Source organism: Streptomyces sp. S465 (assembly GCF_026898115.1).
GTDB classification, from domain to species: domain Bacteria; phylum Actinomycetota; class Actinomycetes; order Streptomycetales; family Streptomycetaceae; genus Streptomyces; species Streptomyces luomodiensis.
The window spans coordinates 8,307,205-8,333,408 of the sequence record NZ_CP114036.1 but is presented as its reverse complement, the minus strand read 5'-3'; the positions used below and the strand labels follow the sequence as shown (position 1 = coordinate 8,333,408).

Here is a 26,204-nt window from a genome sequence, read left to right as displayed (position 1 = left end):
ATTCCCCATCCGCACTTCTTTTCCGAAGGGACTCACCCCTCATGAGGATGAGCCGACGCGACTTTCTGATCACACTCTCCGCGACCGGGGCAGCACTGTCGGTAGCGGCCTGTTCGTCCTCCGGAGGCGGCGACGGCTCCACGGTGCGGTTCGGCTACATCGCCGACTACAACGGCGCCAGCCTGCTGGCGATCGCCGATGAGCAGGGCCTGTGGAAGAAGCACGGACTCACCGCCGAGCCCAAGGTGTTCGTCAACGGCCCGGTCCAGATCCAGGCCCTGCGCACCGGCAACCTGGACTACGGCTACATCGGGCCGGGAGCCCTGTGGCTGCCCGCGTCCGGCAAGGCCACCGTCGTGGCGATCAACACCCTCACCTACGCCGACCGGGTCATCGCCCGCCCCGGTATCTCCTCGATCCAGGGCCTGAAGGGCAAGAAGGTCGGCGTCCCCGAGGGCACGTCCGGCGAGATGGCGCTCAATCTCGCGCTCCAGCAGGCCGGGATGACCATGAAGGACATCTCCAAGGTGGTGATGGACGCGCCCACCATCGTCTCCGCGTTCGCCTCCGGGCAGATCGACGGCGCCGGGATCTGGTACCCCCTCATCGACACCATCAAGGAGAAGGTGCCGGGGATGAAGGAGGTGGCGAGCACCGAGGACATCCCCGGCTCCTCCTTCCCCACCGCCTTCGTCTCCGCCGCCAAGGGGAACGCGGAGCGCGACCAGAAGGTGGTCAAGGTGCTCCAGGAGGCCAACGACTGGCGGGCCGCGCACCCCAAGGAGTCCATAGCCCTGGCCGCGAAGCTGCTCAAGGCCGACGAGAAGAAGGTCGCGGCGGACGCCGGACATGTGAAGATGATGACCACCGCCGAGCTCGTCGCCAAGACCAAGGACGGCACCGTCGACAAGTGGCTGGACGGCATGAGCGACTTCTTCGTCCGCACCGGGCAGCTGAAGAAGGCACCCGAACCCTCCTCCTTCTACGACGGTGACCTCTACACGAAGGCGGCCGCCCGATGAACCTGCTGTTCCTGATGACCGATCAGCACCGGGTCGACACCCTCGGCTGTTACGGCAATCCCCACGTGGCCACGCCGAACCTGGACCGGCTGGCGGCCACCGGCACCCGGTTCGACCGCTTCTACACCCCCACCGCCATCTGCACCCCGGCCCGTGCCAGTCTGCTCACCGGCCAGGCGCCGTTCCGCCACCGGCTGCTGGCCAACTACGAGCGCAACGTGGGCTACCTGGAGGATCTGCGCGAGGACGCGTTCACCTTCCCCGGCGCCCTGGCCGAGCGCGACTACCAGCTCGGACTGGTCGGCAAGTGGCATGTCGGCACCCACCGCAACGCCGCCTCCTACGGCTTCGACGGACCCGATCTGCCCGGCTGGCACAACCCGGTGGACCATCCGGACTACCTGGCCTACCTGGAGGAACGCGGCCTGCCTCCGTACCGCATCAGCGATCTGGTGCGCGGCACCACCCCCAACGGCAACCCGGGGAACCTGCTCGCCGCCCGCCTCCAGCAGCCCGTGGAGGCGACCTTCGAACACTACCTCGCCACCCGCGCGATCGAGCATCTGGACAGGTACGCGGCCGACGGCCGCCCCTTCTACCTGGCCACCCACTTCTTCGGGCCGCATCTGCCGTATCTGCTGCCCGACGAGTACTACGACATGTACGACCCCGCCCTGGTGGAGCTGCCACCGTCGATCGCGGAGACCTTCGAGGGCAAGCCGCCGGTGCAGCGCAACTACAGCGCGCACTGGACCTTCGACACCATGCCGATCGAGGTCACCCGCAAACTGATCGCCGTGTACTGGGGCTATGTCACCCTGATCGACGAACAGATCGGCCGCATCCTCACCCGCCTCGACGAACTGGGGCTCACCGACGACACGTCCGTGTTCTTCACCGCCGACCACGGCGAGTTCACCGGCGCCCACCGGCTGCACGACAAGGGCCCGGCGATGTACGAGGACATCTACCGCATCCCCGGCATCATCCGCGTCCCCGGCCAGGAACCGCAGGTGCGGCGGGAGTTCGTGTCGCTCACCGACTGCACGGCGACCATCCTGGAGCTGGCCGGCTGCGACCCCTCCCCCGCCACCGACAGCCGCAGCCTGCTCCCGCTGGTGCGCGGCGAACACCCCGACTGGCCGCAGGAGTTGCTGGCCGAGTTCCACGGCCACCACTTCCCCTACCCGCAGCGGATGCTGCGCGAGGACCGGTACAAGCTGGTCGTCAACCCCGAGTCGGTCAACGAGCTGTACGACCTCGACGCCGACCCGCACGAGCTGTCCAACCGCTATGAGCACCCGGAGCTGGCCGGTGTCCGCCGCCGGATGATGCGCCGCCTGTACGACCTGCTCCGGGAGCGCGGCGACAACTTCTACCACTGGATGACCCCGATGTACGACATCGGCGCCCTGGACTACGACCCCACCCTGAGCTCCTTCGAGTCCTCCGAGCAGGAAGGCGCCCGGCCATGACCCGGAGAACGAGCGTCACGGCCAAGGTCGTCACCGCGCTCGCCGGGGTGCTCATCGCCACCCTGCCACCGGCCGCGCAGCAGGCCACGGCCACCGCGGCGGCCCACCGGCCGGCGGCGTCGGCGACGTACCGGAACCCGGTCACCTCCGGTGTCGTCGACACCTTTCCCGACCCCACGATGATCCGCGGCAAGGACGGCTACTGGTACGCCTACGGCACCCAGAACCCGGTCTTCCAGACCAAGGGCGAGACCGGCGAGCGGATGCTGCCGATCCTGAAGTCGGCCGACATGGCGCACTGGAGTTACGCCGGCGAGGTCTTCACCCCCGCCACCCAGCCCGCCTGGCACCACGGTTCCCGGCTCTGGGCGCCGGACATCCGCTACGCGGACGGCCACTACACCCTCTACTACTCGGTGCCCGGCAGGGACACCGTCGGCGTGGCCACCGCCCCCACACCCACCGGTCCGTGGACCGACCGGGGCGCGGTGCTGGCGGACGACAGCGGCTGCGCCACCGGGGACATCGACCAGGCGCAGTTCACCGACGTCGGCGGCCGGCCGTATCTGTACTGGGGCAGCTACGACACCATCTGCGTGGCGAAGATGAACGACGACCGCACCCGCGTCGAGGGCACGGTCACCGAGGTCGCGCAGGGCCGCCGTATGGAGGGCGGTTTCGTGGTCCGCCGCGACGGCTACTACTACCTCTTCTACTCCGACGCGGGCTGCTGCGACGGCGCCTACAGCGGCTACCAGGTCAAGGTGGGCCGCGCGACCAGCCCGACCGGCCCCTTCACCGACGACCGAGGCGTCGATCTGATGACGGCCACCAGCAAGGGCGGCGTGGTGCTGAGCGCCGGCGGCAACGGGTGGATCGGGCCGGGGCACAACGCGCTCCAGACCGACCTGTCGGGCCAGGACTGGCTCGTCTACCACGCCATCCCGGCCGACGACCCGGACCTGGACCTCGTCCCCGGTATCGACCGCCAGCTCAGCCGACGGCCCATGCTGATCGACCGGCTGGACTGGATCGACGGCTGGCCGGTGGTACGGGCCGGAGCCGGGCCCTCCCAGGGCGCCCAGCGGGCCCCGGTGACCTCCCCGGCCGCGGGCGGCACCTTCAACGACGGCTCGCTGAAGGGCTGGCACGGCACGGGCGGCTCCGGCACTGGCGGCTGGACCGTCGGGCACGAGCGGGACGCGCGGGGCTTCGCCACCCTCGGCCAGGACGCCACCGGCCCCGCCTATCTGGTCTCGGACCGGTCGGCCCCCGCGGCCCGGCGCGCCGAGGCGGACCTGCGGGTGCCCTCGGCCACCGGCGCGGCCGGACTGCTGGCCGCCTACACCGGCCCGGACGACTACGTGGTCGCGTGGCTGGACCGGAAGCGCGATGCGCTGGTGACGGACGTACGGGTGGCCGGCCGCGACGTCGGCACCCGTACCACCCCGCTGCCGCCGGACTTCGCCTGGGACACCTGGCACAACGTGACGGCCGAGATCCGCGGCACCCGGATGACCGTGGAGGTGAGCGCGGACCGGCTGCGGGACGCGGTGGCCACCCAGGAGCGCCCGCTGCCCGCCCGCGCGGTCCGCTCCGGCCCGGTCGGCGTCGCCGCGCGCGGCGCCGGGGCGGCCGCCGACAACGTGGCGGCCACGGCGCTGTACACACCGGCCACCGAGCGCGTCCCCGACCCCGGGCCGGGCCGGCTGCTGCCCGCCTACAGCGACGACTTCGACTCCACCGCCGTTCCCGGCACCACCGCGGATTCCCCGTGGTCCTGGGTGCGCGGCCCGGCGCCCGGGGTCACGATGGCCGACGGGGCCCTGTCCTGGCAGACGCAGGGCGGCGAACTTCATCTGGGCACCAATACGGCGTCGGTGCTGACCCGGGACGCTCCCCGGGGCGACTACACCGTGCAGACCAGGCTCCGCTTCGATCCGGGGCGGTCCAATCAGCAGGCCGGAATGGTCCTGTACGGGACCGACGACCGCTATGTGAAGCTGGTGCACGCGGTGCTCCCGGTGAGCCACACCGACGGGAAGCTGACACACGTCACCGAGTTCGCGAAGGAGGGCGAACGCCCCACCACCACACCGCCGACCCCGGTGGCCTACGGGCCGATGTTCGGCGGTCCACCCGCGGGCACCTTGTGGATGCGGCTGTCGTACCACGCCGACACCGCACGGGACGAGACCGAGGTGCGCGCCGCCACCAGCACGGACGGTGTGCACTGGGTCCGCACCGGCGTCTGGACCCTCCCCACCGTGAGCAAGCTCAGGATCGGCCTGGTCGCGCAGAACACCGAGGGCGCGGTCGCGCGGTTCGACTACGTGCGCACCTACCGCGGCTGACGGCGCGAGCGAGCCCCCGTCCTATGCTGATCAGCACGTGTCAGTTCGGGACGGGGGCCGCTTCGGTGGCCGGAAAAGGTGGAGATCGTGGCCAAGCCGGTACGCGCGGCTCTCGGAGACGTGTGGATCACCTGTGTGTTCTGCAAGGGCGACCTGTTCCGGGATCGCGAGGTGAAGCTCAACAGCACCGGCATGGAGCTGTTCAACTTCGCCTGGGCCAATGAGTCGGCCACCGGGCTGATCTGCTGGAACTGCGGCTATGTGCACCTGTTCGCCAACAAGGACATCGAGCTGTACAAGGTGCGGAAGGGCGAGGTGTAGCCGCTCCCGCCGACGGCGGTCCACGATCGTGGGAAAAGATGGTGCGCGAGATCTTTACAACGATGTAAACGGGTGATGGCATACCTTTGCCCGACCCAATCCCTCGCCCCTTCCCGGAGTTTCCATGGCTCACACCGACAACCCCTCGACCGAAGTGTCGAACGCCGTTCCACGACCCGAATATCCCCGTCCAAGCTTCGTCCGGGAAGAATGGCTCAATCTCAACGGCACCTGGCAGTTCGCCTTCGATCCCGGCGACAGCGGTCTCGAGCGCGGGCTGGTCCACCAGGAGTTGAGCGGGCGGATCCTGGTCCCGTTCTGCCCGGAGTCCGAGCTGTCGGGGATCGGTGACACCGACTTCCACCCCGCGGTCTGGTACCGGCGCACGGTCCGGATCCCGGCCGACTGGGCCGGCCGGCGGGTACTGCTGCACTTCGGGGCCGTCGACCACGACGCCACCGTCTGGGCCGACGGCCGCGAAGTCGCCCGGCACAGCGGCGGTTTCACCTCCTTCACCGCCGACCTCGGCGAGGTGGACGGCGGGACCGAGACGGTGATCGTCGTACGGGCCCGGGACGCCCGGCACGGCCCGCAGGCGCGCGGCAAGCAGTCCACCGAGTACGCCAACCACGCCGCCCACTACACCCGCACCACCGGGATCTGGCAGACGGTCTGGATGGAGCCGGTGTCCGCGGTCCATCTGCGCAGGCCCCGGATCACCCCCGACCTCGCGTCCGGGGCCTTCCACCTCGAACTGCCGCTCAGCGCCAACCGTCCGGGCCACCGGATCACGGCCCGGGTGACCGACGCGGACGGCGAGGCGGTGGCCGAGGCGACGGTGCGCGCCGACCTCGACCTGGCCCCCCGTATGGTGCTCACGCTGCCCGAGGACCGGTGCCGGCCGTGGTCCCCGGAGGACCCCCACCTGTACCGGGTGCGGATCGAGCTGCTGGACGCCGACGGAGCCACCGTGGACCGCGCCGAGTGCACCGCCGGGCTGCGGTCGGTGGCCATCGACGGCAAGCGGCTGCTGCTGAACGGCCGCCCGGTCTTCCAGCGGCTCGTCCTCGACCAGGGCTGGTACCCCGACGGGCTGATGACCGCCCCCGACGACGCCGCCCTGGTCCGGGACATCGAGCTGTCGCTGGCGGCGGGGTTCAACGGGGCCCGGCTGCACCAGAAGGTGTTCGAGGAGCGTTTCCTGCACCACGCGGACCGGCTCGGCTATCTCGTCTGGGGCGAGTTCGGCGACTGGGGCTGCGGTACGAAGCACACCACCCGGGACAACCAGCAGCCGACCGCCGGTTTCATCACCCAGTGGCTGGAGGCCGTGGAGCGGGACTACTCCCATCCGTCGATCGTCGGCTGGTGCCCGCTCAACGAGACACACCAGGAGCTCCACGACCGCCAGAGCGTGCTGGACGATGTCACCCGGGGCATGTTCCTGGCCACGAAGGCCGCCGACACCTCCCGCCCGGTCCTGGACGCCTCCGGCTACTCCCACCGCGTGCTCGAGACCGATGTGTACGACTCGCACAGCTATGAACAGGACCCGCGGGAGTTCCGCCGCCAGATGGCGGGACTGGACAAGGACCAGCCGCTCATCAACCCCGACACCCGCGCCAATCCCGAGAAGGAGAACACCGACGCGGTGTGGTCGGTGCCCTACCGGGGCCAGCCGTACTTCTGCAGCGAGTTCGGCGGCATCTGGTGGAATCCGGAGGAGGCGGCGGCCGCGGCCGGTGACGACCGCCAGGTGTCCTGGGGCTACGGGCAGCGGCCGCGGACCGAGGAGGAGTTCCACGAGCGGTTCGCCGGGCTGACCGCGGCACTGCTGGACGACCCGCTGATGTTCGGCTACTGCTACACCCAGCTCACCGACGTCTTCCAGGAACAGAACGGTGTCTACCGCTTCGACCGCGGCGAGAAGCTCGATGTGGCCCGGTTGCGCGCGGCCCAGCAGCGTCCCGCCGCCTTCGAGCGCCCGGCCGGTGAGGAGGGGCGATGAGCGGTCTGTCACGGCGCGGTCTGCTGAGAGGGGCGGTGTACGGCGCGGGTGCGGCCGTCACGGCCTCCGCGCTCAGCGGCTGCGGTTCCCTCGCCGGAAGCGTCACCAGCGCGGACGACATCCAGTATTGGACCCTGTTCACCGGTCCGGACGGCGTGCTGATGAAGACGATAACGGGGGCCATCGAGAAGCGCGTACCAGGTCTCAAGGTCAGGACGACGGTGCTGGACTGGGGCCCGCCGTACTACACCAAGCTGGCGATGGCCTCGGCCGGCGGCCGCGCACCGGACGTGGCCATCATGCACCTCACCCGCCTCGCGGGCTACGCGCCCGGCGGTCTGCTCGACCCCTGGGACACCGACCTGCTGGCCGAGTACGGTCTGAAGCAGGAGGACCTCAACAGCACGCTCGTCAAGCGGAGTCTGTACCAGGGCGACCCGTACGCCATTCCGCTGGACACCCACCCTTTCATCGTCTTCTTCGACCGGGACGTCCTGGACAAGGCGGACCTGCTCACCACCGATGGGCAGCTGATGCCCTTCGAATCGCCGCAGCACGCCCTGGAGATGATGGACAAGCTCCGCCGGTCCGGCGGCAAGCTCGGTCCCGTCCTGGGGCATGTGAACGACGCGGCGATGGGCTGGCGGATGTTCTGGACCCTGTTCAGCCAGACCGGTGCCACCTTCGACCTCACCGGCGAGCGGGCCGAGATCGACGAGGACACCGCCGTGGAGGTCGTGCGGTTCATGGCCGACCTGACCCGCGACAGCCGCACCATGGACCTCCAGACGGCGAACGCCGCCTTCGCGACCGGCCGGTCACCCCTGATCTTCGCGGGTGAGTGGGACATGGCCACCTTCAAGCCGACCTTGAAGGACAGGCTGGGCGGCTCCCCCTTCCCCACCTTCTACGACCGTCCGGCCGGCGCCGCCGACAGCCATTCGCTGGTGCTGCCGCACCAGGACAACCCCGATCCGGAGCGTCGGCGACGCACCCACCGGTTCGTGGCCGAGCTGGTCAAGTCCGGGCTGACGTGGGCGTCGGCGGGTCACATCCCCGCCTACACACCGGCCGTCTCGTCCGCGGCGTACGCCCGCTTGAGTCCGCAGTCGCAGTACGCGGGCGCCGCCAAGCAGCTCGCGCTCGACCCGCCGGCGTGGTTCGCGGGCTCGGGCTCGGACTTCCAGACCCGGATGTGCCAGGCGCTCGATCCCGCGTTCGCCGGTTCGTCGTCCGCCGCGAGCGCGGTGCGCACCATGGTCTCCCAGATCAACACCCTGATGGCCCAGCCGAATCCGGCCTGAGCGGGACGGAATCGCAATGGAAAGGAGCGATGTCATGGCTTCCGTCTCCACGCCCGCGCGTCAGGCCGCGGCCGGATCCCGACGACCCGCTGCCACGGACCGGTCACGGTCCTCGGGCGGTACCGGGTGGCTCTTCGCCACCCCCTTCCTGGTGTTCTTCACGCTCTTCCTCATCGTGCCGCTCGGTATCGGCCTGTGGATGAGCTTCACCAACTCCAGCTTGACCGGCCACGGTGACGGCACCTTCGTCGGCCTGGACAACTACACCGAGGCGCTGGGCGACAGCCAGGTGTGGGAGACCCTCGGCAACACGGTCTGGTTCACCGTCCTGTCCACCGTCCCCCTCGTCGTCGTCGCCCTCGTGATGGCCCTGCTGGTGTACACGGGAATGCCGGGGCAGTGGCTGTGGCGGCTGGCCTTCTTCGCCTCGCACCTGCTGCCGGTCGCGGTGGTCTTCCAGATCTGGAACATGCTGTACCAGCCCGACCGGGGGATGCTCAACGGCCTGCTCCAGGCCGTCGGGCTCGACGGGGTCACCTGGCTGACGGACGAGAAGGTCGCGATGTGGTCCATCGCGCTGGTGACCCTGTGGTGGACAGTGGGGTTCAACTTCCTGCTGTACCTGGCCGCGCTCCAGGCGATCCCCGACCACCTCTACGAGGCGGCCGCGCTCGACGGCGCCGGTGCGTGGCGCCGGCTGTGGTCGATCACCCTGCCCCAGCTGCGCCGGACCACCGGGCTGATCGCGGTGTTGCAGGTGATGGCGTCGCTGAAGGTGTTCGACCAGATCTATCTGCTCACCAAGGGCGGTCCCAACGGCTCCACCCGGCCGATCCTGGAGTACATCTACGACACCGGCTTCACCAACTACCGGCTCGGCTACGCCTCGGCGGTGTCGTATGTGTTCTTCGCAGTGATCATCATCCTCTCGATCGCCCAGTTGAAGATCTTCTCGCGCGGGGAGGACTGATCGCGCCATGACCACCGAGACTCTCTCACCCCGCACACCCGGCAAGCCGCCCCGTTCGACCATGCCCCGGGAGGTGGTCCGGCGGCGCCGCTACGGCCGCGGCCACGCCTGGCACCCCACGCTCGGCACGGGGCTCCTCCCGCGCGTGCTGACACTGCTGGCGCTGGCGCTGATGACGGTGGCGTGGCTGGTGCCGTTCGGCTGGGGAGTGGACACGTCGTTCAAGACGGAGGTCGACGCCAGCGCGTCGGGCGTCGACTGGATTCCCAAGGCGGGCTTCACCCTCGACGCCTACCGGACCATCTTCGGCCAGGGCAAGCTCCCGGTGTGGGCGCTGAACAGCCTCGTGATCGCGGTGTGCGTCACGGCGCTCACCGTGGCCGTCTCGGCGATGGCGGCGTACGCCTTCTCCCGGACGCTCTTCCGTGGCCGCCGGGTGCTCTTCGCCGTCATCATCGCCTCGATCATGGTGCCGCCGCAGATCCTGATCGTGCCGCTGTTCCGGCAGATGCTCGCGATGAACCTCGTCGACACCTACGCGGCGGTGATCCTGCCGCAGGTGGTGGCGCCCGCGATGGTGTTCATCCTGAAGAAGTTCTTCGACGGCATCCCGCGTGAGCTGGAGGAGGCCGCCCGGATCGACGGGGCGGGCAGCTTCCGGGTGTTCTGGAGTGTGGTGATGCCACTGTCCCGGCCGATCCTGGCAGCGGTGGCGATCTTCGTCTTCATCAACACCTGGAACAACTTCCTGTGGCCGTTCATCAGCACCAGCGATCCGCAGCTGATGACGCTGCCGGTGGGGCTGTCGACCGTGAAGGACTCCACCGGGCTGCGGAACGCCCAGGAGTCGGCCTCCTCGATCCTCGGCTCCCTCCCGCTGCTGATCGTCTTCATGCTGTTCCAGCGGCAGATCGTGAAGTCGGTGGCCACCACCGGTCTGGGAGGTCAGTGACCGGTCCGGGCGGCCCGGCCCTCGGTGGACTCGCGGATGTGCAGCGTGTATCCGACCACCACCTCCTGGGCCGGGCGGTCCGGTGCGTCGATCCGCTCCAGCAGCAGATCGACGGCGCGCCGGGCGATGGCGCTCTTGTCCGGCGCCACGGTGCTCAGACTCGGTGTGCTGTACCGGGCGGCCTCGATGCCGTCGAACCCCATCACGGCCATGTCGTCCGGCACCCGCAGCCCGCGTTCGTACAGGGTCCGCAGCGCGCCGAGGGCCAGCGCGTCGTTGAAGCAGAACACGGCGTCCGGCGGTTCGGCCTGCTCCAGCAGCACCTCCATCGCCCGCGCGCCCTCGCGCAGGTGGTAGCGGGGGGTCTCCCGCTCCAGCCGGGGGTCCAGCGGCAGCCCGGCCTCCTCCAGCGCCTGGCGGTAGCCGGTCCTGCGCAGCAGCGGTGTGCCGATGTACGGCTCGGGCTGGAGCCCGATGGCGGCGATCCGGCGGCGGCCGGTGCGCGCCAGATGGGTCACGGCCTCCTTCGCGGCGGCCACGTTGTCGATCACCACATGGTCGGCGAGGCCGCCGCTGGGGCGTTCGCCGAGGAGCACCAGCGGCACGGCGCCGAGGTGGCCGGCGAGCGCGCTGCCGTGCAGGGCGAGCGGGCTCACCACCATGCCGTCCACGATCTGGTCGCCGAGGCCGTGGATGACGGCCGCCTCCCGCTCGCGGTCGCCGAGGGTCTGCTCGATCAGCAGGGTGCGGCCGTGTTCCTCGGCGGTGGTCAGGAAGTGCCGTCCCAGTTCGGCGAAGTACGGGACGTCCAGCTCCGGCAGGACCAGCCCGATCATGCCGGTGGTGCCGCGCCGTAGGTTGCGGGCCACCCGGTTGGGCCGGTAGTCGAGCTCCCGGATGGCCCGCTGGACCCGCTCCCGGGTCGCCGGGGACACATGGACGAAGCCGTTGATCACGTTGGACACGGTCTTCGGGGAGACTCCGGCGAGCGTCGCCACGTCCTTGACGGTCGCGCTTCTGGCCGCACCGTCCGGGCGCTTTCGCCCCGGTGCCGCTCCGTCCCTGGTGGTCTGCTGTTTCACGGCGGTCACCGACCGATCCTAGAGCGTGCCGGAGCCGGGGGCACGCCCCGGGCACGCGCGGCGGTGCCCGCTCAGGCGGCGGCCGGTGTCCGGCCGCGCGACGTCTTCGGCGAGCGGATCACCGTCCGCCACTCGGCGAGGGCTCGTCCACCATGCCGTGCTCCCAGGCCCAGGCCGCGATCTCGACACGGTTGCGGGCGGTGAGCTTGCGCTGCACGTTGCGGTGATCGGCGCCCTCGGGGTGGTCAACACCATGGGCATGGCCGTCTTCGAGCGGGTGCGGGAGTCCGGTGTGCTGCGGGCCATCGGACTGGACCGCCGTGGTGTCGCGGCCGTGCTGCGCCTGGGGTCGGTGGCCATCTCCCTCCTGGGCTCCGCGCTCGGGGTCGTCGCCAGCACGGCCATCGGCGCGGCCGCCGTCCTCGGCCAGGAGGGCGTACCCCTCGTCATCCCCTGGGACCGGGCGGCGCTGTTCTTCGTCGCCGGCGCCGCGATCGGGTCCTGGCCTCGCCCTGGCCGGGGCGTCGGCCCGCCCGTGTCCCGGTGCTGCGGGCCATCACCGCGGACACCGAATGACGGCACGGGCGCCGAGGAGGCGCCGGGAGGGTCAGGCGGCGTCGATCAGCGACAGGTCCAGGGGGACGAGCGTGGTCGACATCATCAGGGCGCGGATCAGGTGGTCGTTGAGGGCGTTGCCGACCGGTTCGCCGACCTCCTCGCGGGTCAGCCAGGGCACACCGTCCCGGGAGAGCATCATGCGGACCCGGTTGACCAGGTGCTCGACGCGCTTCTCCCGCCAGCCCTCCCCGGGCCGCAACTCCGCGAGCTGGGCGGCGGTCTGCTTCCAGGTGAGCGGCTGCGGGCGTGGTTCATGGAGCAGATACCGCTGGCCGAGGACGACGAGCGCGAGCTTCTCCTCCTCGGTGAGCACCCATACGCGGGGCGGGCGGGTGACGTCCCCGGGCTGGGCCACGGGGCGCTCGGCCTCGGGACCGCTGACGAAGACCTCCAGCAGATGCTCCCGGTCGCGTGAGCCGCGCACGAACAGCGGGGTGTAGCCGGTCTCGAGGGGCAGCGGCTCCTCGCCGGTGAAGAGCAGCCGCGTCGGGAAGCGCAGGGGCAGCCGGCCGTTGTTGGCCACCCACCACTGGCCGTGGCGGTGGGTCAGCCTGCCCTGGCAGCGGCTGACCTGCGGGTCGTCCTCGCCCACGCAGACGTGCACCTCGGGCCGGTTGCGCCCGAAGAGCAGCTCCCGGCCGTCGCCGGGGCCCAGGGTGATGCCGCCGGTCAGCGCGAGGGCGAAGGCGGTGCCCGGCACCGGCGCGGACACCCCGCGGGCCAGGCTGCCGTGCGCGGCGGGCAGCAGGCGACCGGCCACGGCGGGACGGCCGGTGGCGGGGCGGCCGGTGGCGGGGCGGCTCGCGGGGGGACGGGCGGTGGTGCGGCGGTCGTTGCCGGGAGGTGTGGTCATGCCTTCGGTAGTTTCTTCGCGGCCGCGGCGGTGAGCGCCTTGGCGGTGTGGCAGAGCTTTTCGGTGGACTGCGGTCCGTGGACGTTCAACGACACCAGCTCGACGGTGTCATCGCCGAGGGAGTTGCGGTAGGAGCGGTGCAACATCTGGACGAGGCAGGACTCGTCGCTCCACTCGTTGGGCAATACGAAGCTCTTTCTGCCGGCGATCACCGCTCGCTGTCCGTCGTGAGAGATGAAAACGTTGCTCCGGCTGAACTCCAGCTCCACTCCCGCGTCGCCCGAGCCGTTCGCCCACTCGCATCGCCAGTCCCCGAAGCCCTGGTCGCGGTCCGTCACCTCGACACCGGCGGCCCGCTCGAGCTCATCACCGTCGAACAGCCCGCATGCGTGTCCCCGGGCCAGGGAGCTCTCGTCCGGCCGCGACGAGCGCCGGGGGACCTGGCCGCGGTCCAGCACGCTGACGGCGTAGTCGGTGGCCGCGTCGCCGAGTTGGCACGGGTCGGGAGCCGGGGTGCCGAGCCGCTCGGTGATGATCCAGATCTGTTTCCGGTCAGCCGACGCGATGTTCCGCACGCACTTGTCCCCCTCGCGCTTGTACGCGCCGATGGTGACATTGCCGACCCTTCTGGTGGGCACGACGCCGCCCGGCTCCGGCGGGTCGGCGTCGAAGTTGAGCTGGACGTCGGCGATGTCATCGCCGCTCTCGCCGCGCAGCAGGACATCGCACCGATCGATCTCGCCGTAGTCCGGGTCGAGCACGGTCGCGCCGAAGCGGCTGAGCGAGACGGCGTCGAGCAGTGTGCAGGGGTCGGCCGTGCGCGCGTCGCCCACGGTGCCGGCCCGTCCCGGCTGGGACGGGCCGCTCTCGTCGGAGTGTCCGCCGCTCCAGGGGCCGACCAGGGCGAGCCACGCCACCAGGGCCGCGGCGGCACCCAGCGCGGTCGTGGTGATCACCACACGGCGGCTCGGGCGGTGCCAGGGCCTTCGGGCCGACGGCGGCACCAGCCGCACGCCGAAAGGGGTGCGGTCCAGCGGGCCGCCGTCATGCGGGCCCTCGCCAGGCGGGGACCCGGGGGTGGCCCGCCGCAGCAGCCGTACGGCCTGATCGGCGGCGGGGCGCCGCTTCGGCTCCACGCTCAGCAGCGCGGTGAGCGCCTCGGCCAGCGGCCCGGCCCGGCGCGGGGGCTCGATATGGCCGTCGATGGCCCGCGCCACATAGGCCATGAGGTGTGCGGCCTTACCGTACGGAGACTGTCCCTCGACCGCCGCGTAGAGGGTCGCGCCCAGGGAGAACACATCGGACTTCCGGTCGGCCGGGTGTCCCTTGGCCACCTCGGGCGGCAGATACAACGGCTTGCCGGGCACGCCACCGGTCCGGGTCAAGGTGGCCTCGCTCCACAGCGCCCGGGAGATGCCGAAATCGGTCAGCTTGGCCACCCCGTCCTCGGTGACCAGCACGTTCTCCGGGGAGACATCGCCGTGCACCACGCCCTCGGCATGCGACTTCGCCAGCGCGGCGGCGATCTGGCAGCCGATGGAGCCCACCTCCTGCGGGGAGAGGGCGCCACGGCCGCGCACCAGGTCGGCGAGGCTGCTCCCGGACACGTACTCCATGACGATCCAGCAGTCCCCGCCCTCCTTGACGAAGTCGAACACCGAGACGACGTGCCGATCATGCAGCTGCGCGGCGTTGGATGCCTCGTTGGTGAGCCGCCGCTCCGCGCGCTCGTCGTCCGGATGGGCACACTTCATCGCGACCTGCCGGTTCAGCAGTTCATCGTGGGCCCGCCAGACGATGCCCATACCGCCGCTGCCGATGGGCTCCTGAAGGAGATATCGGTCGGCGATCCTGTCACCGGCCTCCGCCATCACCCGCACCCCCGTTTACCCCACTTCATCGCACGAGTTCCCGCTCCCGGCGTTTCGCGAGGGAGAGTACTTCGGCCCGAGGTCGGTGGGTAGCGGTTCCGGCGAAGAGCCCCGGAAAGAGCGAAGCCGCCGGCGTACGACGGGCGCTTCGCGGGGCGGCATGGGGGCACCTGCACGCGGCGGCCCCGGAACCGCGTTCCGGGGCCGCCGCGACCGCGCTTTTCCGCCGTCGGTGCGGGGTCAGGGCACGATTTCCTCCTTGACCACGATGTGGCCGGAGTCGGGGTTGAGGACTCCGCCGAGCCGGGCGTACGCCCCGTCGGTCAGGTCGAGGCACTTGGGCACCGACGAGCTCCACGCGAAGGTGCCGCGGTCGTTGATGCGCACCACCAGGGACGCGCCGTTCGCGACGTTGGTGACCTTCACCTTGGTCCCGAAGGGCAGTTGCGGATCGCGGCTCAGGGACGTCGCCGCGGTGTCCGCGTTGTTGTCGAAGAGTTCGCCGCTGGCGGTGTAGGCACCGGGGGGTATGTAGCCGTAGTGGGTCGCCCAGCAGTTCTCTCCGGCCGGCGGGATGTCACTGGTCGCGGCGGTGCTCGTCGGGGCGACACCGAGCACGGCGGTCAGTGCGACGGCCGCGGCCGCCAGCCGGCCGGCCAGCATTCCCTTGCGCATGGCGAGGACCTCGTTTCGATGTGTGGTGGTGGGGGGTGCGCACGGACGGGCCGTTCGTCAGCCGGCCGCGCGGTAGGCGGCGCCCATCTGGTTGGGCGTCGCGCCGTTGTAGAGACCGGTGCCGCCGCGATCGGCGGACAGCGTGAACCACGCGTACCGCTCGACGAAGGACAGTCCCTGGAGCATGGCGGTGGACTTCGTCACGAACGCGGCCTGCTGCTCCGCGGTTGGATACCTCGGGGTACCGGTCGAGAAGTCGATCAGCGCGTACTCGGTGAGCCAGATGGGCTTGTGGTAGCGGTCGTGGACGGCCTGGAGATAGCCGCGCAGCTGGTCGGTGGCGCGGGTGGCGTCGAAGTCCGCGCCGTACCAGTGCAGCGGGATGAAGTCGACCGAGTAGCCGCGGTCGGCGGCGCCCTTCATGAAGCGGTCGAGCCAGCCGTCGGCGACGTCGCCGCCGTAGGCCACGGCGGGGGCGCCGAGCCGCATACCGGTCGACTGGAGCCGGGGCCACAGGTCGAGGGCCTGCTCCACGGTCATGTTCGCCTGGCCGGCCAGGTCCGGCTCGTTGAATCCGAGCAGGGTGCTGCCCTCGCTCCTGGCCCGGTCGAGTTCGGTGTCGGTCACCGATCCCGCACCCCAGATCATGGGCACGAACTCGACACCGTCCGGCGGCTGGATCTGTTCCTTGCCCGAGGCCCAGGTGTAGAACCAGCCGACCCCGGAATCGGCCATCGCCGCGGTGACCCCGTCGAAGTTCCAGGCGCTGACGCCCTTCTTCCCGGCCTCAGCGGCGGACGCACCGGCGCCCGCCTGGCTGCCCGTGGTCAGCAGGGTCAGCACCGCCAGCAAGACGGTGAGGAGGCGTATCCTCCGCACGTCGTCCCTCCTTTCCTCATCCGGCCGCGGGTGAGGCGGCCGACCGGCCGGTCAGACGACGCTGTGGAAGGTGACGGTGAAGCCGCTGCACCGGCCGCACTGCTGCATCACCTGGTTGCCCGGTTCCTGGTCCTGCTTGGACCATCCGTAGGCCTTGGGGCAATGGGCGGCGATCATGTCGCTGTAGGGCGTCTTGGCGTCCCGGTTGGGGTTGGTGCACAGCATCGGCGAGCCGTCCGGCCAGCTCGTCAGGTTGTCCGGGGGACACAGCGGCAGCAGGTTCTGCGAGCAGCCCATCGTGTCGCATCCGCCGCCGCCCGCGGCGTCGTTCGGGGCGATGGTGACGGGCTGGGAGAAGGCGTTGACGTAGCTGACGTTGTACCAGGGGGCCAGCGAGTCCCGGGTGTCGAAGTTGAACTCCGCGAGGCTGGTGGGCTGTTCGGCGGTCTCGCAGTGGTCCTCGAGCTTGCCGCAGTCCCCCACCTCGCAGTGGAAGGTGTCGCCCGGGGTTCCGGTACATCCTTGACGGGCGAAGAACTTGCCGCGCCAGTGGCCGGGGTCCGCCGTCTCGGGAATCGTCACCGTGCCCGACTGGCCGGGCTCCAGGATGGGCAGCGAGGTGAAGTCCTTGGACCCGTCGGCATTGACATCGCTGCCGATCCACACCTTCCTGCCGGTGTCGTTGACGAACGTGACGGTGTGGTCGACCGCCGCGGCCGACGCGGTACCGGACGCCGTTTCCGCGCCGGTGCCGGGGGTGGCGCCCGCGCTGGCCGCGGAATGCGGGCTCAGGGCCACCAGGACCGCGGCGGCCATGGCGGCCACGGCGGTCAGGATTTTCCGCATGGTTCCTCTTTCGTCGTGGGGGAAAGGTGCTACGGAAGAGCCGGCGGTGCCGCCGGAAGGTCATGCGCCGGGGCGCTCCCACGACCGAGCGAGGTTGATCACGAGGAGTGTGTCACGATCATGACAACCTTTGCCCACGAAAACTCTCCGAGGTCCGGCCCAGGCGATAGCATCGGCCTGAGAGCGCTCTCCAGAGCTGACGGTCCCCCATGACAGCGCCCCCGGACCCCGTATGTCAATGGTCTGGACCAAAATGGCGCTCAGCAGCGCGCCGTGAGGCCACCGTCCACGGGCAGGCATACGCCGTTGATGTACGCGGCCTCGTCCGAGGCGAGGAAGACGGCGGCGGCCGCGACGTCCCACGGGCTGCCCATGCGGCCCGTCGGGCTCACCGCGTGGCGGGCCGCGAGCGCGGCCTCGGGGTCGTCCGCCCCGGCCACGATCTGCTGGGCCACCAGCGGGGTGTCGATGAGTCCGGGCATCACGGCGTTCACCCGCACGCCCTCGGCGGCGTGGCGCAGCGCCAGGCTGACCGTGAGCTGGTTGACGGCCGCCTTCGAGGCGCTGTAGCTCGGGTACGGATACCCGGTGTCGCGTATCGCCGCGATCGAGGACACGTTGACCACCGCCCCGCCACCCGCCGCCACCATGCGCGGCAGTACGTGCTTGCAGGTCAGGAAGACACCGCCGACATTGATCGCGAGGGCGGACTGCCAGTCGGCCAGGTCGAGTCCGGTGATGTCGCCCAGCCGGGCCACGCCGACGTTGTTGTGCAGCACCGTGGGCGTGCCCAGTGCGCGCTCGGCCGCCGCGACGGCGGCGGCCACCTGCTCCTCGTCGGTGACATCCGCCGTCAGGGGCAGTGCCGTGCCACCCTCGGCCGTGATCGCCTCGGCCGTACGGCGGGCCTGGTCCGCGTCGATGTCGATCGCCGCCACCCGCGCGCCCTCCCGGGCGAACGCGAGCGCGGCGGCCTGGCCGTTGCTCACCCCGTCCCCGCTCGAGCCGGCCCCGAAGACGAGGGCGGTGCGGTCGGCCAGTCGTCGTCCCCTGTGCATGGCCCGATCCTGGACACCGGGGTGTCCCGGGGCCACCGACGGCCGTCGCAAACACCTCGCACCGCCTCCTCGATCTGTAGAAAACAGCAGGTCATCGCCCTTCACATCGGTCGAGACATACGTAAAGATCTTTCCGATCGGCAGCGGCGACGGGCCACCCGGCCCGTCCGGCGGGAGGTGATGGACGATGCTCGAAGGCCGGCTTCAGGACGTCGTGGACGAGCTGGCGGAGCGCATCGGCCGTTCCGTCGCGGTCAACGACCCACGGGTGCACATCCTGTGTGCGAGCCGCCACTTCGGCGACGAGGACCGGGTGCGGGTGCGGGCGGTGCTCCAGCGGGACGCGGGCAGCGCGGCGGCCGGGCACATCCTCGCCCAGGGGGTCGACCGCTGGACCGAACCCGGTGTCATCCCGCCGCGCGACGACCTGGGCATGCGGGCGCGACTGTGCGCGCCGATACGGTGGCGGCACCAACTGCTCGGCCTGCTCGTGGTCATCGACCCCGACGGCTCCCTCTCCCCCGCCAGTGTCGAGGCCGTCGTCGAGGCCACCGGTATCCTCGCTCCCCTCATGTACGGGGAGTTCGCCGCACGGGACACCGAGCGGATGGCCCGCGAGGAGGCGTTGCGGCAGCTGCTGAGCCCGTCGGCCACGGTGCGCGAGGCCGGGCGGGACGCACTCGTCCGCGGTGGCCGGCTGCCGTCCGCCCGCTGTGCCGGTGTCACGGTCGCGCGGGTCGTCGGTGATCCGCCGGCCGACCGCGCGGGGGTGGTGGAGGTGGCGCTGCGCACCGGGCTCGAGCGGGTGGCGGGCGACCGCGCGCTGCACACCGAGTTCTGCCTGGACGGGCCGCGCGGGCTGCTGCTGACCTGCTCCGACCGGCCCGTACCCGAGGAGCGGCTGCGCGCTCGGGCGGCGGTCCTCCTCCAGCAGGTGCGGTCGGTGCTGGACGGGTCGGCGGAGTGTGTGGCGGGGATCGGCGAGACCGTGGAGGGCGGTGTCGAACAGGCGTGGATGTCGTGCGAGCAGGCGGCGGGCGCCGCACGGGCGGCCGGGCCACAAACCGGCGGTGACGGCGTCGTGCACTGGGCCGAACTCGGCGCGCTGGCACCCCTGTCGCTGATCCCGCCGGACCGGCTGACTCCCGCGCTGCTGCCCGCGCCGCTGCGCGCCCTGCTGGCCCGGGATCCCTCGGGCCGCCTCACCGAGACGCTCGCGGCCTACCTCGACCACGCCGGTTCGGCGCCGCGCACCGCGGACGCCCTGCACCTCCACCGCACCTCGCTGTACTACCGGCTGCAGCGCATCGCGGAACTCACCGGACTGGACCTGGCCGACGGCGACAACCGGCTGACGCTCCATCTGGGGCTGCGGCTGCGTTCCCTGATGCGCGCGGCCGGCCAGGGATGAGCCGCCGGACCGACCACGGCCGACGGCCCCCCGGCAACCGTCGGCTTTTCGACAAAGAGAGGAAAGCATCCGGCCGATTCCCGACAGGGAACGGTGGCATGCCCCCTGGCCGGGCCAGATACTCCGACCGCAGTGCACGTCACCTGGGAGCCGCCGCCATGTCCACCCTCGCCCCGCCCGCCGGCCGCACCGTGTCCACGACACGGATCGCGGTCGCCAGCTTCGTCGGAACGGCGATCGAGTTCTACGACTTCTACATCTACGGGACGGCGGCCGCGCTCGTCCTCGGCAAGCTGTTCTTCCCCACCTTCTCCGCGCTCGCGGGCACGCTGGCCGCGTTCGCCACCTTCGGTGTGGGCTTCGTCGCCCGCCCGATCGGCGCGGTCATCTTCGGGCACTTCGGGGACCGCACCGGGCGCAAGGCGATGCTGGTCACCTCGCTGCTCGTGATGGGGACGGGAACGGTCGCCATCGGGCTGCTGCCCACCTACGGGACGGTCGGGATCGCGGCGCCCGTACTGCTGGTGCTGTGCCGTTTCCTCCAGGGTGTGGGGCTGGGCGGCGAGTGGGGCGGCGCGGTGCTGCTGGCCACCGAGTACGCGCCCCGGGGCAAGCGGGGGCTGTGGTCGAGCTTCCCGCAGATCGGCCCGGCCATCGGCTTCATCATCGCCGGCGGCTCGTTCCTGCTGCTGGGCCGGGTGATGGACGACGCGACCTTCGAGTCCTGGGGGTGGCGGATCCCGTTCCTGGCCAGCGCGGCGCTGGTCGTCGTCGGCTACTACATCCGGATGCGGATCGCCGAAACACCGGTCTTCCAGAAGGCGCTGGAACAGCAGGAGCGGGCCAAGGCGCCCATCGTCGACGTGGTCCGCCGCCAGGGCGCCACTCTGGCCCTGTCGACCTGCGCCTTCATCCTCGCGCACACGCTCTTCTACACGATCACGACCTTCGCGCTGTCCTACGGCACCACGGAGCTGGACCTCGACAAGGACATGCTGCTGCTGTGCGCGATGGTGGCGGCGCTCGTGCTGGGCCTGGCCACGCCGGTACTGGCCGTGGTGTCCGACCGCATCGGCCGCCGTACCGTCTGCCTGAGCGCGGGGATTCTGGCCGCGCTGTGGGCGTATCCCATGTTCGCCCTGATCAACACCGGTGAGCCACTGCTCATCGGGCTCGCGATGGCCGTCGGGATGCTGGCCTTCGCCGCGTTGTACGGCCCGATGGGCGCCTACCTCCCGGAGATGTTCGCCACCCGCTACCGCTACACCGGCGCGTCCGTGGCCTACAACGCGAGCGGCATCGTCGGCGGCGGCGTCACCCCCGTCCTCGCCACCCAGCTCGTCGCCTCCACCGGCTCATCGCTTCCGGTGTCCGGCTACATCGTGGTGATCGCCCTGATCTCCGCGCTGTGCGTGTGGTTCCTGAAGGAGACCCACACCACCGATCTGGAGGACGACCCGATCGGGTCCCAGGCTCACGGGTGACCGCCGGCTTCACCCCACGCCGCTGGGGCGGAACTGGACGCTGATCCGCGGGCCGGTGGCACGGGCGGACTTGGGGATCGCGTGTTCCCAGGTCCGCTGGCAGGAGCCGCCCATCACCAGCAGGTCCCCGTGGCCGAGCGGCCGTCGCACGGTGCCGCCGCCACCGCGCGGGCGCAGCAGCAGGTCCCGGGGCGCGCCCACGGACAGGATGGCGACCATGGTGTCCTCGCTGCTCCCCCGGCCGATGCGGTCGCCGTGCCAGGCCACGCTGTCCCGGCCGTCCCGGTAGTAGCACAGCCCGGCCGTGGTGAAGGGCTCCCCCAGCTCGCTGGCGTAGTACGCGGAGAGCGCCGCCCTGGCCTCGGCCAGGACGGGGTGCGGCAGCGGGTCCTCGGCGCCGTAGAAGGCGAGCAGCCGGGGAACGTCCACCACCTGCTCGTACATGTGCCGCCGCTCGGCCTTCCAGGGAACCTCGGCGACGAGCCGGGTGAACAGGTCGTCCGCCCCGCTCAGCCACCCGGGCCGCAGATCGATCCAGGCTCCGGACCCGAGCTCGGTCCTGCGCATCCCGCGCAGCGGGCCGAGACCGATGTCGTCGGCCTGGTCGAAGAGCGAACCCTGGAGATATACGCCCATATGGGCAGCGTACCGATGTCATCGGACACACGTTCCCCAAGGTGCGCATACGGACCTGCGCGGGCGGACCTGCGCATACGGACCGACGCGGGCGGAGACGCGGTTAGCGTCGATACGGGGACGAGGTGTCACCGCTGACGGGAGCGCGATATGACCAGCCATACGGCCGGCCGCTCGCCCGGCGTCACCCCGGAGGAGGCAGCGGGGAGGCCACCGGGCGTGGGGCCCTGGACCTGGGCCGGGGTGCCGCCCCGGTCCCGGCAGGTCCTGGTGGTGGCCGGACACGACCGGAACGCGCCGGTGTCCACGGCCATCCTGTACGAGCGCACCGGCACCGGCTGGCGGGCCGGGACGAGCCGGCCGGCGCACAACGCGCTGGAGGGCTGGACCGACCACCACCGGGAGGGTGATCTGCGCTCCCCCATCGGCGTCTACACCCTCACGGACGCCGGCGGACGCCTCCCCGACCCCGGCACCCGGCTGCCCTACGACCATTCGGCCGGCTTCACCACGAGCGGCACGGGTTTCGACGGCGAGCCCCTGACCGGCTCGTTCGACTACGTGGTCGCCATCGACTACAACCGCGCGCCCGGCACCTCACCCCTGGACCGGACCCGCCCGCTCGGTCCGGACCTGGGCGGCGGCATCTGGCTGCACGTCGACCACGGCGGCCCCACGCGCGGATGTGTGAGCCTCGGGAAGGGCCCGATGAAGGACCTGCTGCGGGCGCTGGACCCGGACCGCGCACCCGTCGTCGTCATGGGCGACGCGGTCTCGCTCGCACGCTGAGGACCGGCCGGCCACGCGGGACGGCCGTCGCGGAGCCGGATCGTTCCGGGGAGCCGGGATCACTCTGTGGGGAGCCGGGATCGTTCCGGGGAGCCGGGGTCACTCTCCGGGGAGCCGCCTCGGTGGGCACGGCGCGCGAGCGGATCGTCGATGGCTTCCACCAGCCAGTCCAGTCCGGCCTGACCGGCGCGTACCGGGTTGCGCAGGGTGCCCACCCCCTCGATGGACATCTCCACGACGTCCCCGGCCCGCAGGGTGAAGTCGAGCGCGGGCACGATGCCGGTGCCGGTGGACAGCACGGCGCCGTCGGGGAAGGGCTGGGAGCGCCACAGATGCTCCACCAGCCCCCGCGGGGTGCGGTGGAACGCGGCCGTGGAGGTGGCCGACCGGACGGCCGCCTCGCCGTCGCGCCAGACCACCAGGGTGATGTCCAGCGCGTCGGGGGCGGCGATCTCCCAGGCGGGCACGATGCCGGAGGACACGGCGGCGCTTCCGGCGTAGATCTTCGCCTGGGGGAGGTAGAGCGGATTCTCACCCTCGATGGACCGTGAGCTGACGTCGTCGGCGACCAGATAGCCGACGGTCTCGCCGTGCCGGTTGAGGACCAGCGCCAGTTCGGGCTCGGGGACGTTCAGCTCGGAGTCGTCCCGTACGGCGATCGGCTCACCGTCGGTCACCACCCGCCAGGGCGCCGCCTTGAAGAACAGCTCCGGGCGCTCGGCGTCGTAGATCCGCTCGTACACCGACTGCTCGGTGCTCTCCTCCACCCTGGCCTCGCGGGAGCGTTCATACGTCACCCCCGCGGCCCACAGCTCCATCAGCCCGTCCAGCGGCGGCAGCAGCAGGACGTCCTCCTCGTGGGCGGCGGCGGGGCCGGAGACGGTGTTGTCCACCAGGGCCCGCAGCTCCGCCCCGGACAGCCGCAGCAGCTCGGCGATGAGCGGCGCCCCGGGGAAGGCCCGTACTCCGCCGGTGTCGTCGGCCACTCCGGTCCGGACGGTCCCGGCGTCGTCGGCGAAGCGCACGATGCGTGTCATCTGTCGTCCTCTCCTCTCCTGACGCTGTGACTCGTCCTCCTACCCAGCGGAGGGCGTCACCGCGCCGGCGGAGGGCGGTGGCCGCGCCGCCGACGGAGGGGCGGGTGGCCGTGCGGGCACCCGCCGCCACGATGACGCTTCGACCGCCCCGGTGAGGGGCGGGCGACGCCTCACCCAGGGCGGTCAGATCTCGCGCCGTACCAGGAAGCCCAGCAGCGTGCGCAGCTCCGCGCTGGCCCGCGGCGCCAGCGGCAGACCGTCCAGACACGCTTCCACGGCGGTGATGTGACAGTCGGCCTCCGCCAGGGCCGCCATGCGGCCGCCGGCCTGCTCGATCAGAGCGGCCGCCCGGTGCGTGGTGGCGTCGTCCGGGGTGTCGGGAAACTCCTCCAGGAGGGCGGCCAGCCGTCCGGCGGCCGGGGCGCCGGGGCCGTCGGCGCTCAGGGCGGCGAGCACGGGGAAGGTCTTCTTGCTCCGCCGCAGATCGTGGTGGACGGGTTTGCCGGTGACCGCGGGATCGCCCCAGATGCCCAGCAGATCGTCCGCCACCTGGAACGCCACGCCCATATGCCGTCCGGCCCGGTCCAAGGTGGCCACGGTGGTCTCCGGCGCCCCGGCGAGCGCGGCGCCCAGGGCGGCGGCGCAGCCGAGCAGCGCCCCGGTCTTGTGCTCGGCCATCGTGCGGTACTCCTCCGGCCCCACCGCCGTGGGCCCGGTCCAGGGGCGCGACTCGAAGAGCAGATCGTCCGCCTGCCCGCTGGAGAGGTCGGCCATCGCGGCGCCCAGGCGCCGCACCGCGGCGGCGGTCCCGCCGCCGGGCGCGGCGGCGAGCACCTCCACCGCCAGTGCGTACAGGGCGTCGCCGGCCAGCACGGCCGGGCCCGTCCCGTACGCCTTCCACACGGTGGGCCGGGAGCGCCGGGTCTGGTCGCCGTCCATGATGTCGTCGTGCAGCAGTGAGAAGGTGTGCACCAGCTCCACGGCCACCGCGCCGGCGACCGCCGCCTCACCGGACGCCCCGGCCGCCTCGGCGCTCAGCACGGCCAGCGCCTGCCGCACCCCCTTGCCACCCGCTCCCCCGGCGGGCGTGCCGCCCACATCGCACCAGCCGAAGGAGTACGCGGCCATCTCGCCGAGCCACGGGTGCAGCCGCCCGACCGCCTCGGCCAGCGCCGGGCGCACCAGGTCCCGGCAGCGGACGAGGATGTCGCCCGCGGTCGCGGTGGTCTCGTCCGCGCCGAGGAACACGGGGAACGCCGTGGTCGCCGTGGTCATCGGGCCGCCCCCACGGTCTCCGCGGCCTGCGCGACCTCCGCGGCCTGCGCGTCCCCCGCGACCTCCGCGGGCCCCACTGCCTGCGCGCCCTCCGCGGCCTGCGCGTCCCCCGCAACCTGCGCGTCCTCCGCGGCCTCGGTGAGACCGAACTCCTCCCGGGCCCGGTCCACCATCTGCCGGGCGTGCCGCAGTCCGATCCGCTCCAGCGCGGTGGCCAGTGCGGACAGGTCCTCGGCGGTCCGGGCACGGTCGCGGCCCAGCCGGGCCAGGGACTTGATGAGCCCGAGCCTGGCGAGCGCCTCGCCGCGCGGCTCGCTCATGTCGCGGAACTCCTCCAGCGCCTGCTCGTACATCGCGCGGGCCTCCTCGTAACGGCCCGCGCGGTAGAACACGTTGCCGCGCATCTTGTGGTTGTACGCCAGCGCGCTCACCAGGTTCATCTCACGGCAGGTCAGTTCGGCCTCGGAGAGCAGCTCCAGCGCGCGCTCCACGTCCCCGTCGCGGACGGAGATGATGTCGGCCATGCCACGCAGCGCCCACGCGTGTCCGCGCCGGTCCTCGGCCTGTGCGGCTATCCCCGCGGCCTCCTCGAACATCGCGTAGGCCGAGTCGTACGACCCGGTGTTGCGGTGCATCTGGGCGATGCCTTCCAGCGCCCATACGGTGTGCCGCGCCTCGCCGCGCTTCCGCGCCTCGGCGAGGAGCTTCTCGTGCAGCGCGCCCACGGCCTCGTAGTCCCCCTGGATACGGCCGGTTTCCGCCATCCCGGCGAGCGAGTAGCCGCGGACGACGATGTCCCCGCCGCGTTCGCCGAGGTCGGCCGCGAGTCCCAGCAGCCGCCACGCCAGCGCCAGCGCACCCCGCTGCCGGGCGAGCGTGCCTCCGCTCCACAGCGCCCACGCCATCGCCCCGAGGTCCCCCGCCGTACGGGCCGCCCGGTAGCTGGCCTTCCACTCGCGCTCGGCCTCACCGACGTGCCCCAGCCTCCGGTACGCCTCGGCGACCGCCAGCCCCGCACGGGCCGCCTCCCCCGGTGAGCCGCCCCGCTCGGCCGCCCGCAACTGCTCGGTGCCCGCCGCCAGTACGTCGACCAGCGAAGAGTTCACGGACAGGGTGGTGAGCGAGCCCTGGTACTCAGGAGCGAATGCCTTGCCGTACATGGATGCCTTTCCGTCTGTGGTTCCCAGGAACGCGCGGCGACCTATGCACCGCATGTATACACGCAGTGTATAGCTAGCAGGAAGCCTGAGTTGACCAAGCGGCACCGCTGCTGCGCATCCCGTC

Annotated in this window: 22 protein-coding genes and 2 pseudogenes; 12 read left to right on the top strand and 12 right to left on the bottom strand. The window is 71.4% G+C overall.

Annotated features, from left to right (window positions below):
- Window positions 1-41: 41 nt before the first annotated feature.
- The 8 genes from N6H00_RS35170 (at window position 42) to N6H00_RS35135 (ending at window position 10,406) form a co-directional block, all read left to right on the top strand.
- Window positions 42-1,022 carry an aliphatic sulfonate ABC transporter substrate-binding protein gene (locus N6H00_RS35170; protein WP_268975895.1) on the top strand — a complete coding sequence of 327 codons (981 nt, stop codon included), beginning with the start codon at window positions 42-44 and terminating at the stop codon, window positions 1,020-1,022.
- Complete coding sequence (locus tag N6H00_RS35165) at window positions 1,019-2,497, top strand: sulfatase-like hydrolase/transferase (RefSeq protein ID WP_268975894.1); 1,479 nt, start codon at window positions 1,019-1,021, stop codon at window positions 2,495-2,497. The genes N6H00_RS35170 and N6H00_RS35165 overlap by 4 nt, the downstream gene beginning before the upstream one ends.
- A complete protein-coding gene (locus tag N6H00_RS35160; RefSeq protein ID WP_268975893.1) occupies window positions 2,494-4,851 on the top strand; it encodes a family 43 glycosylhydrolase in 2,358 nt (785 codons plus the stop codon). The genes N6H00_RS35165 and N6H00_RS35160 overlap by 4 nt, the downstream gene beginning before the upstream one ends.
- Before the next feature lie 87 nt (window positions 4,852-4,938).
- Window positions 4,939-5,172 carry a hypothetical protein gene (locus tag N6H00_RS35155; protein ID WP_268975892.1) on the top strand — a complete coding sequence of 78 codons (234 nt, stop codon included), beginning with the start codon at window positions 4,939-4,941 and terminating at the stop codon, window positions 5,170-5,172.
- Between the two features lie 124 nt (window positions 5,173-5,296).
- On the top strand, window positions 5,297-7,180 hold the full coding sequence (locus N6H00_RS35150; RefSeq protein WP_268975891.1) for a glycoside hydrolase family 2 protein: 1,884 nt from the start codon (window positions 5,297-5,299) through the stop codon (window positions 7,178-7,180).
- The gene (locus tag N6H00_RS35145; RefSeq protein ID WP_268975890.1) at window positions 7,177-8,484 is read left to right on the top strand and encodes an extracellular solute-binding protein; all 1,308 of its coding nucleotides are present in this window, start codon (window positions 7,177-7,179) and stop codon (window positions 8,482-8,484) included. Before N6H00_RS35150 ends, N6H00_RS35145 begins: the two co-directional genes overlap by 4 nt.
- A gap of 34 nt (window positions 8,485-8,518) precedes the next feature.
- Entirely contained in the window at window positions 8,519-9,454 is a 936-nt protein-coding gene (locus N6H00_RS35140) for a carbohydrate ABC transporter permease (RefSeq protein ID WP_268975889.1), read from the top strand.
- 7 nt (window positions 9,455-9,461) lie between these two features.
- A complete protein-coding gene (locus tag N6H00_RS35135; RefSeq protein WP_268975888.1) occupies window positions 9,462-10,406 on the top strand; it encodes a carbohydrate ABC transporter permease in 945 nt (314 codons plus the stop codon).
- Here N6H00_RS35135 and N6H00_RS35130 read toward each other — a convergent pair.
- Window positions 10,400-11,497: a LacI family DNA-binding transcriptional regulator gene (locus N6H00_RS35130; protein ID WP_268975887.1), complete on the bottom strand. Its 1,098-nt coding sequence runs from the start codon at window positions 11,495-11,497 to the stop codon at window positions 10,400-10,402. The genes N6H00_RS35135 and N6H00_RS35130 overlap by 7 nt on opposite strands.
- 109 nt (window positions 11,498-11,606) lie before the next feature.
- Window positions 11,607-11,708, bottom strand: a pseudogene (locus N6H00_RS40280) (DNA-binding response regulator); the annotation flags it as partial.
- Between the two features lie 33 nt (window positions 11,709-11,741).
- Here N6H00_RS40280 and N6H00_RS40275 point away from each other — a divergent pair.
- Window positions 11,742-11,924, top strand: a pseudogene (locus tag N6H00_RS40275) (FtsX-like permease family protein); the annotation flags it as partial.
- Between the two features lie 171 nt (window positions 11,925-12,095).
- Here N6H00_RS40275 and N6H00_RS35125 read toward each other — a convergent pair.
- The 6 genes from N6H00_RS35125 to N6H00_RS35100 all read right to left on the bottom strand — a co-directional run bounded on the left by N6H00_RS35125 (window position 12,096) and on the right by N6H00_RS35100 (window position 18,288).
- Window positions 12,096-12,959: an FHA domain-containing protein gene (locus N6H00_RS35125; protein ID WP_268975886.1), complete on the bottom strand. Its 864-nt coding sequence runs from the start codon at window positions 12,957-12,959 to the stop codon at window positions 12,096-12,098.
- A complete protein-coding gene (locus N6H00_RS35120; RefSeq protein WP_268975885.1) occupies window positions 12,956-14,830 on the bottom strand; it encodes a serine/threonine-protein kinase in 1,875 nt (624 codons plus the stop codon). The genes N6H00_RS35125 and N6H00_RS35120 overlap by 4 nt, the downstream gene beginning before the upstream one ends.
- Window positions 14,831-15,070: 240 nt before the next feature.
- Window positions 15,071-15,505 (bottom strand): septal ring lytic transglycosylase RlpA family protein, encoded by a 435-nt coding sequence (locus N6H00_RS35115; RefSeq protein WP_268975884.1) that lies wholly within the window; start codon window positions 15,503-15,505, stop codon window positions 15,071-15,073.
- A 57-nt stretch (window positions 15,506-15,562) separates the two neighbouring features.
- Window positions 15,563-16,384, bottom strand: coding sequence for a glycoside hydrolase family protein (locus N6H00_RS35110; RefSeq protein WP_268975883.1), 822 nt, complete (start codon window positions 16,382-16,384; stop codon window positions 15,563-15,565).
- A gap of 51 nt (window positions 16,385-16,435) precedes the next feature.
- Window positions 16,436-17,230: a thaumatin family protein gene (locus tag N6H00_RS35105; protein ID WP_268975882.1), complete on the bottom strand. Its 795-nt coding sequence runs from the start codon at window positions 17,228-17,230 to the stop codon at window positions 16,436-16,438.
- 260 nt (window positions 17,231-17,490) lie between these two features.
- Window positions 17,491-18,288: an SDR family NAD(P)-dependent oxidoreductase gene (locus tag N6H00_RS35100; RefSeq protein ID WP_268975881.1), complete on the bottom strand. Its 798-nt coding sequence runs from the start codon at window positions 18,286-18,288 to the stop codon at window positions 17,491-17,493.
- A gap of 187 nt (window positions 18,289-18,475) precedes the next feature.
- Between N6H00_RS35100 and N6H00_RS35095 the strand changes: the two genes are divergently transcribed.
- On the top strand, window positions 18,476-19,699 hold the full coding sequence (locus N6H00_RS35095; protein WP_268975880.1) for a PucR family transcriptional regulator: 1,224 nt from the start codon (window positions 18,476-18,478) through the stop codon (window positions 19,697-19,699).
- Window positions 19,700-19,857: 158 nt separating this feature from the next.
- Window positions 19,858-21,183, top strand: coding sequence for an MFS transporter (locus N6H00_RS35090; RefSeq protein ID WP_268975879.1), 1,326 nt, complete (start codon window positions 19,858-19,860; stop codon window positions 21,181-21,183).
- A 9-nt stretch (window positions 21,184-21,192) separates the two neighbouring features.
- On the opposite strand, the gene N6H00_RS35085 is transcribed toward N6H00_RS35090, so the two are convergent.
- A complete protein-coding gene (locus N6H00_RS35085) occupies window positions 21,193-21,819 on the bottom strand; it encodes an alpha-ketoglutarate-dependent dioxygenase AlkB (RefSeq protein ID WP_268975878.1) in 627 nt (208 codons plus the stop codon).
- A 150-nt stretch (window positions 21,820-21,969) separates the two neighbouring features.
- On the opposite strand from N6H00_RS35085, the gene N6H00_RS35080 reads away from it, so the two are divergent.
- Window positions 21,970-22,608 carry a L,D-transpeptidase family protein gene (locus N6H00_RS35080; protein ID WP_268975877.1) on the top strand — a complete coding sequence of 213 codons (639 nt, stop codon included), beginning with the start codon at window positions 21,970-21,972 and terminating at the stop codon, window positions 22,606-22,608.
- A gap of 59 nt (window positions 22,609-22,667) precedes the next feature.
- Here the strand turns inward: N6H00_RS35080 and N6H00_RS35075 are convergent, their stop codons facing one another.
- From N6H00_RS35075 to N6H00_RS35065, 3 genes are all read right to left on the bottom strand, one after another.
- Complete coding sequence (locus N6H00_RS35075) at window positions 22,668-23,645, bottom strand: fumarylacetoacetate hydrolase family protein (protein WP_268975876.1); 978 nt, start codon at window positions 23,643-23,645, stop codon at window positions 22,668-22,670.
- A gap of 183 nt (window positions 23,646-23,828) precedes the next feature.
- Window positions 23,829-24,920, bottom strand: coding sequence for a polyprenyl synthetase family protein (locus N6H00_RS35070; protein WP_268975875.1), 1,092 nt, complete (start codon window positions 24,918-24,920; stop codon window positions 23,829-23,831).
- Window positions 24,917-26,080 carry a tetratricopeptide repeat protein gene (locus N6H00_RS35065; RefSeq protein WP_268975874.1) on the bottom strand — a complete coding sequence of 388 codons (1,164 nt, stop codon included), beginning with the start codon at window positions 26,078-26,080 and terminating at the stop codon, window positions 24,917-24,919. Before N6H00_RS35065 ends, N6H00_RS35070 begins: the two co-directional genes overlap by 4 nt.
- Window positions 26,081-26,204: the final 124 nt, after the last annotated feature.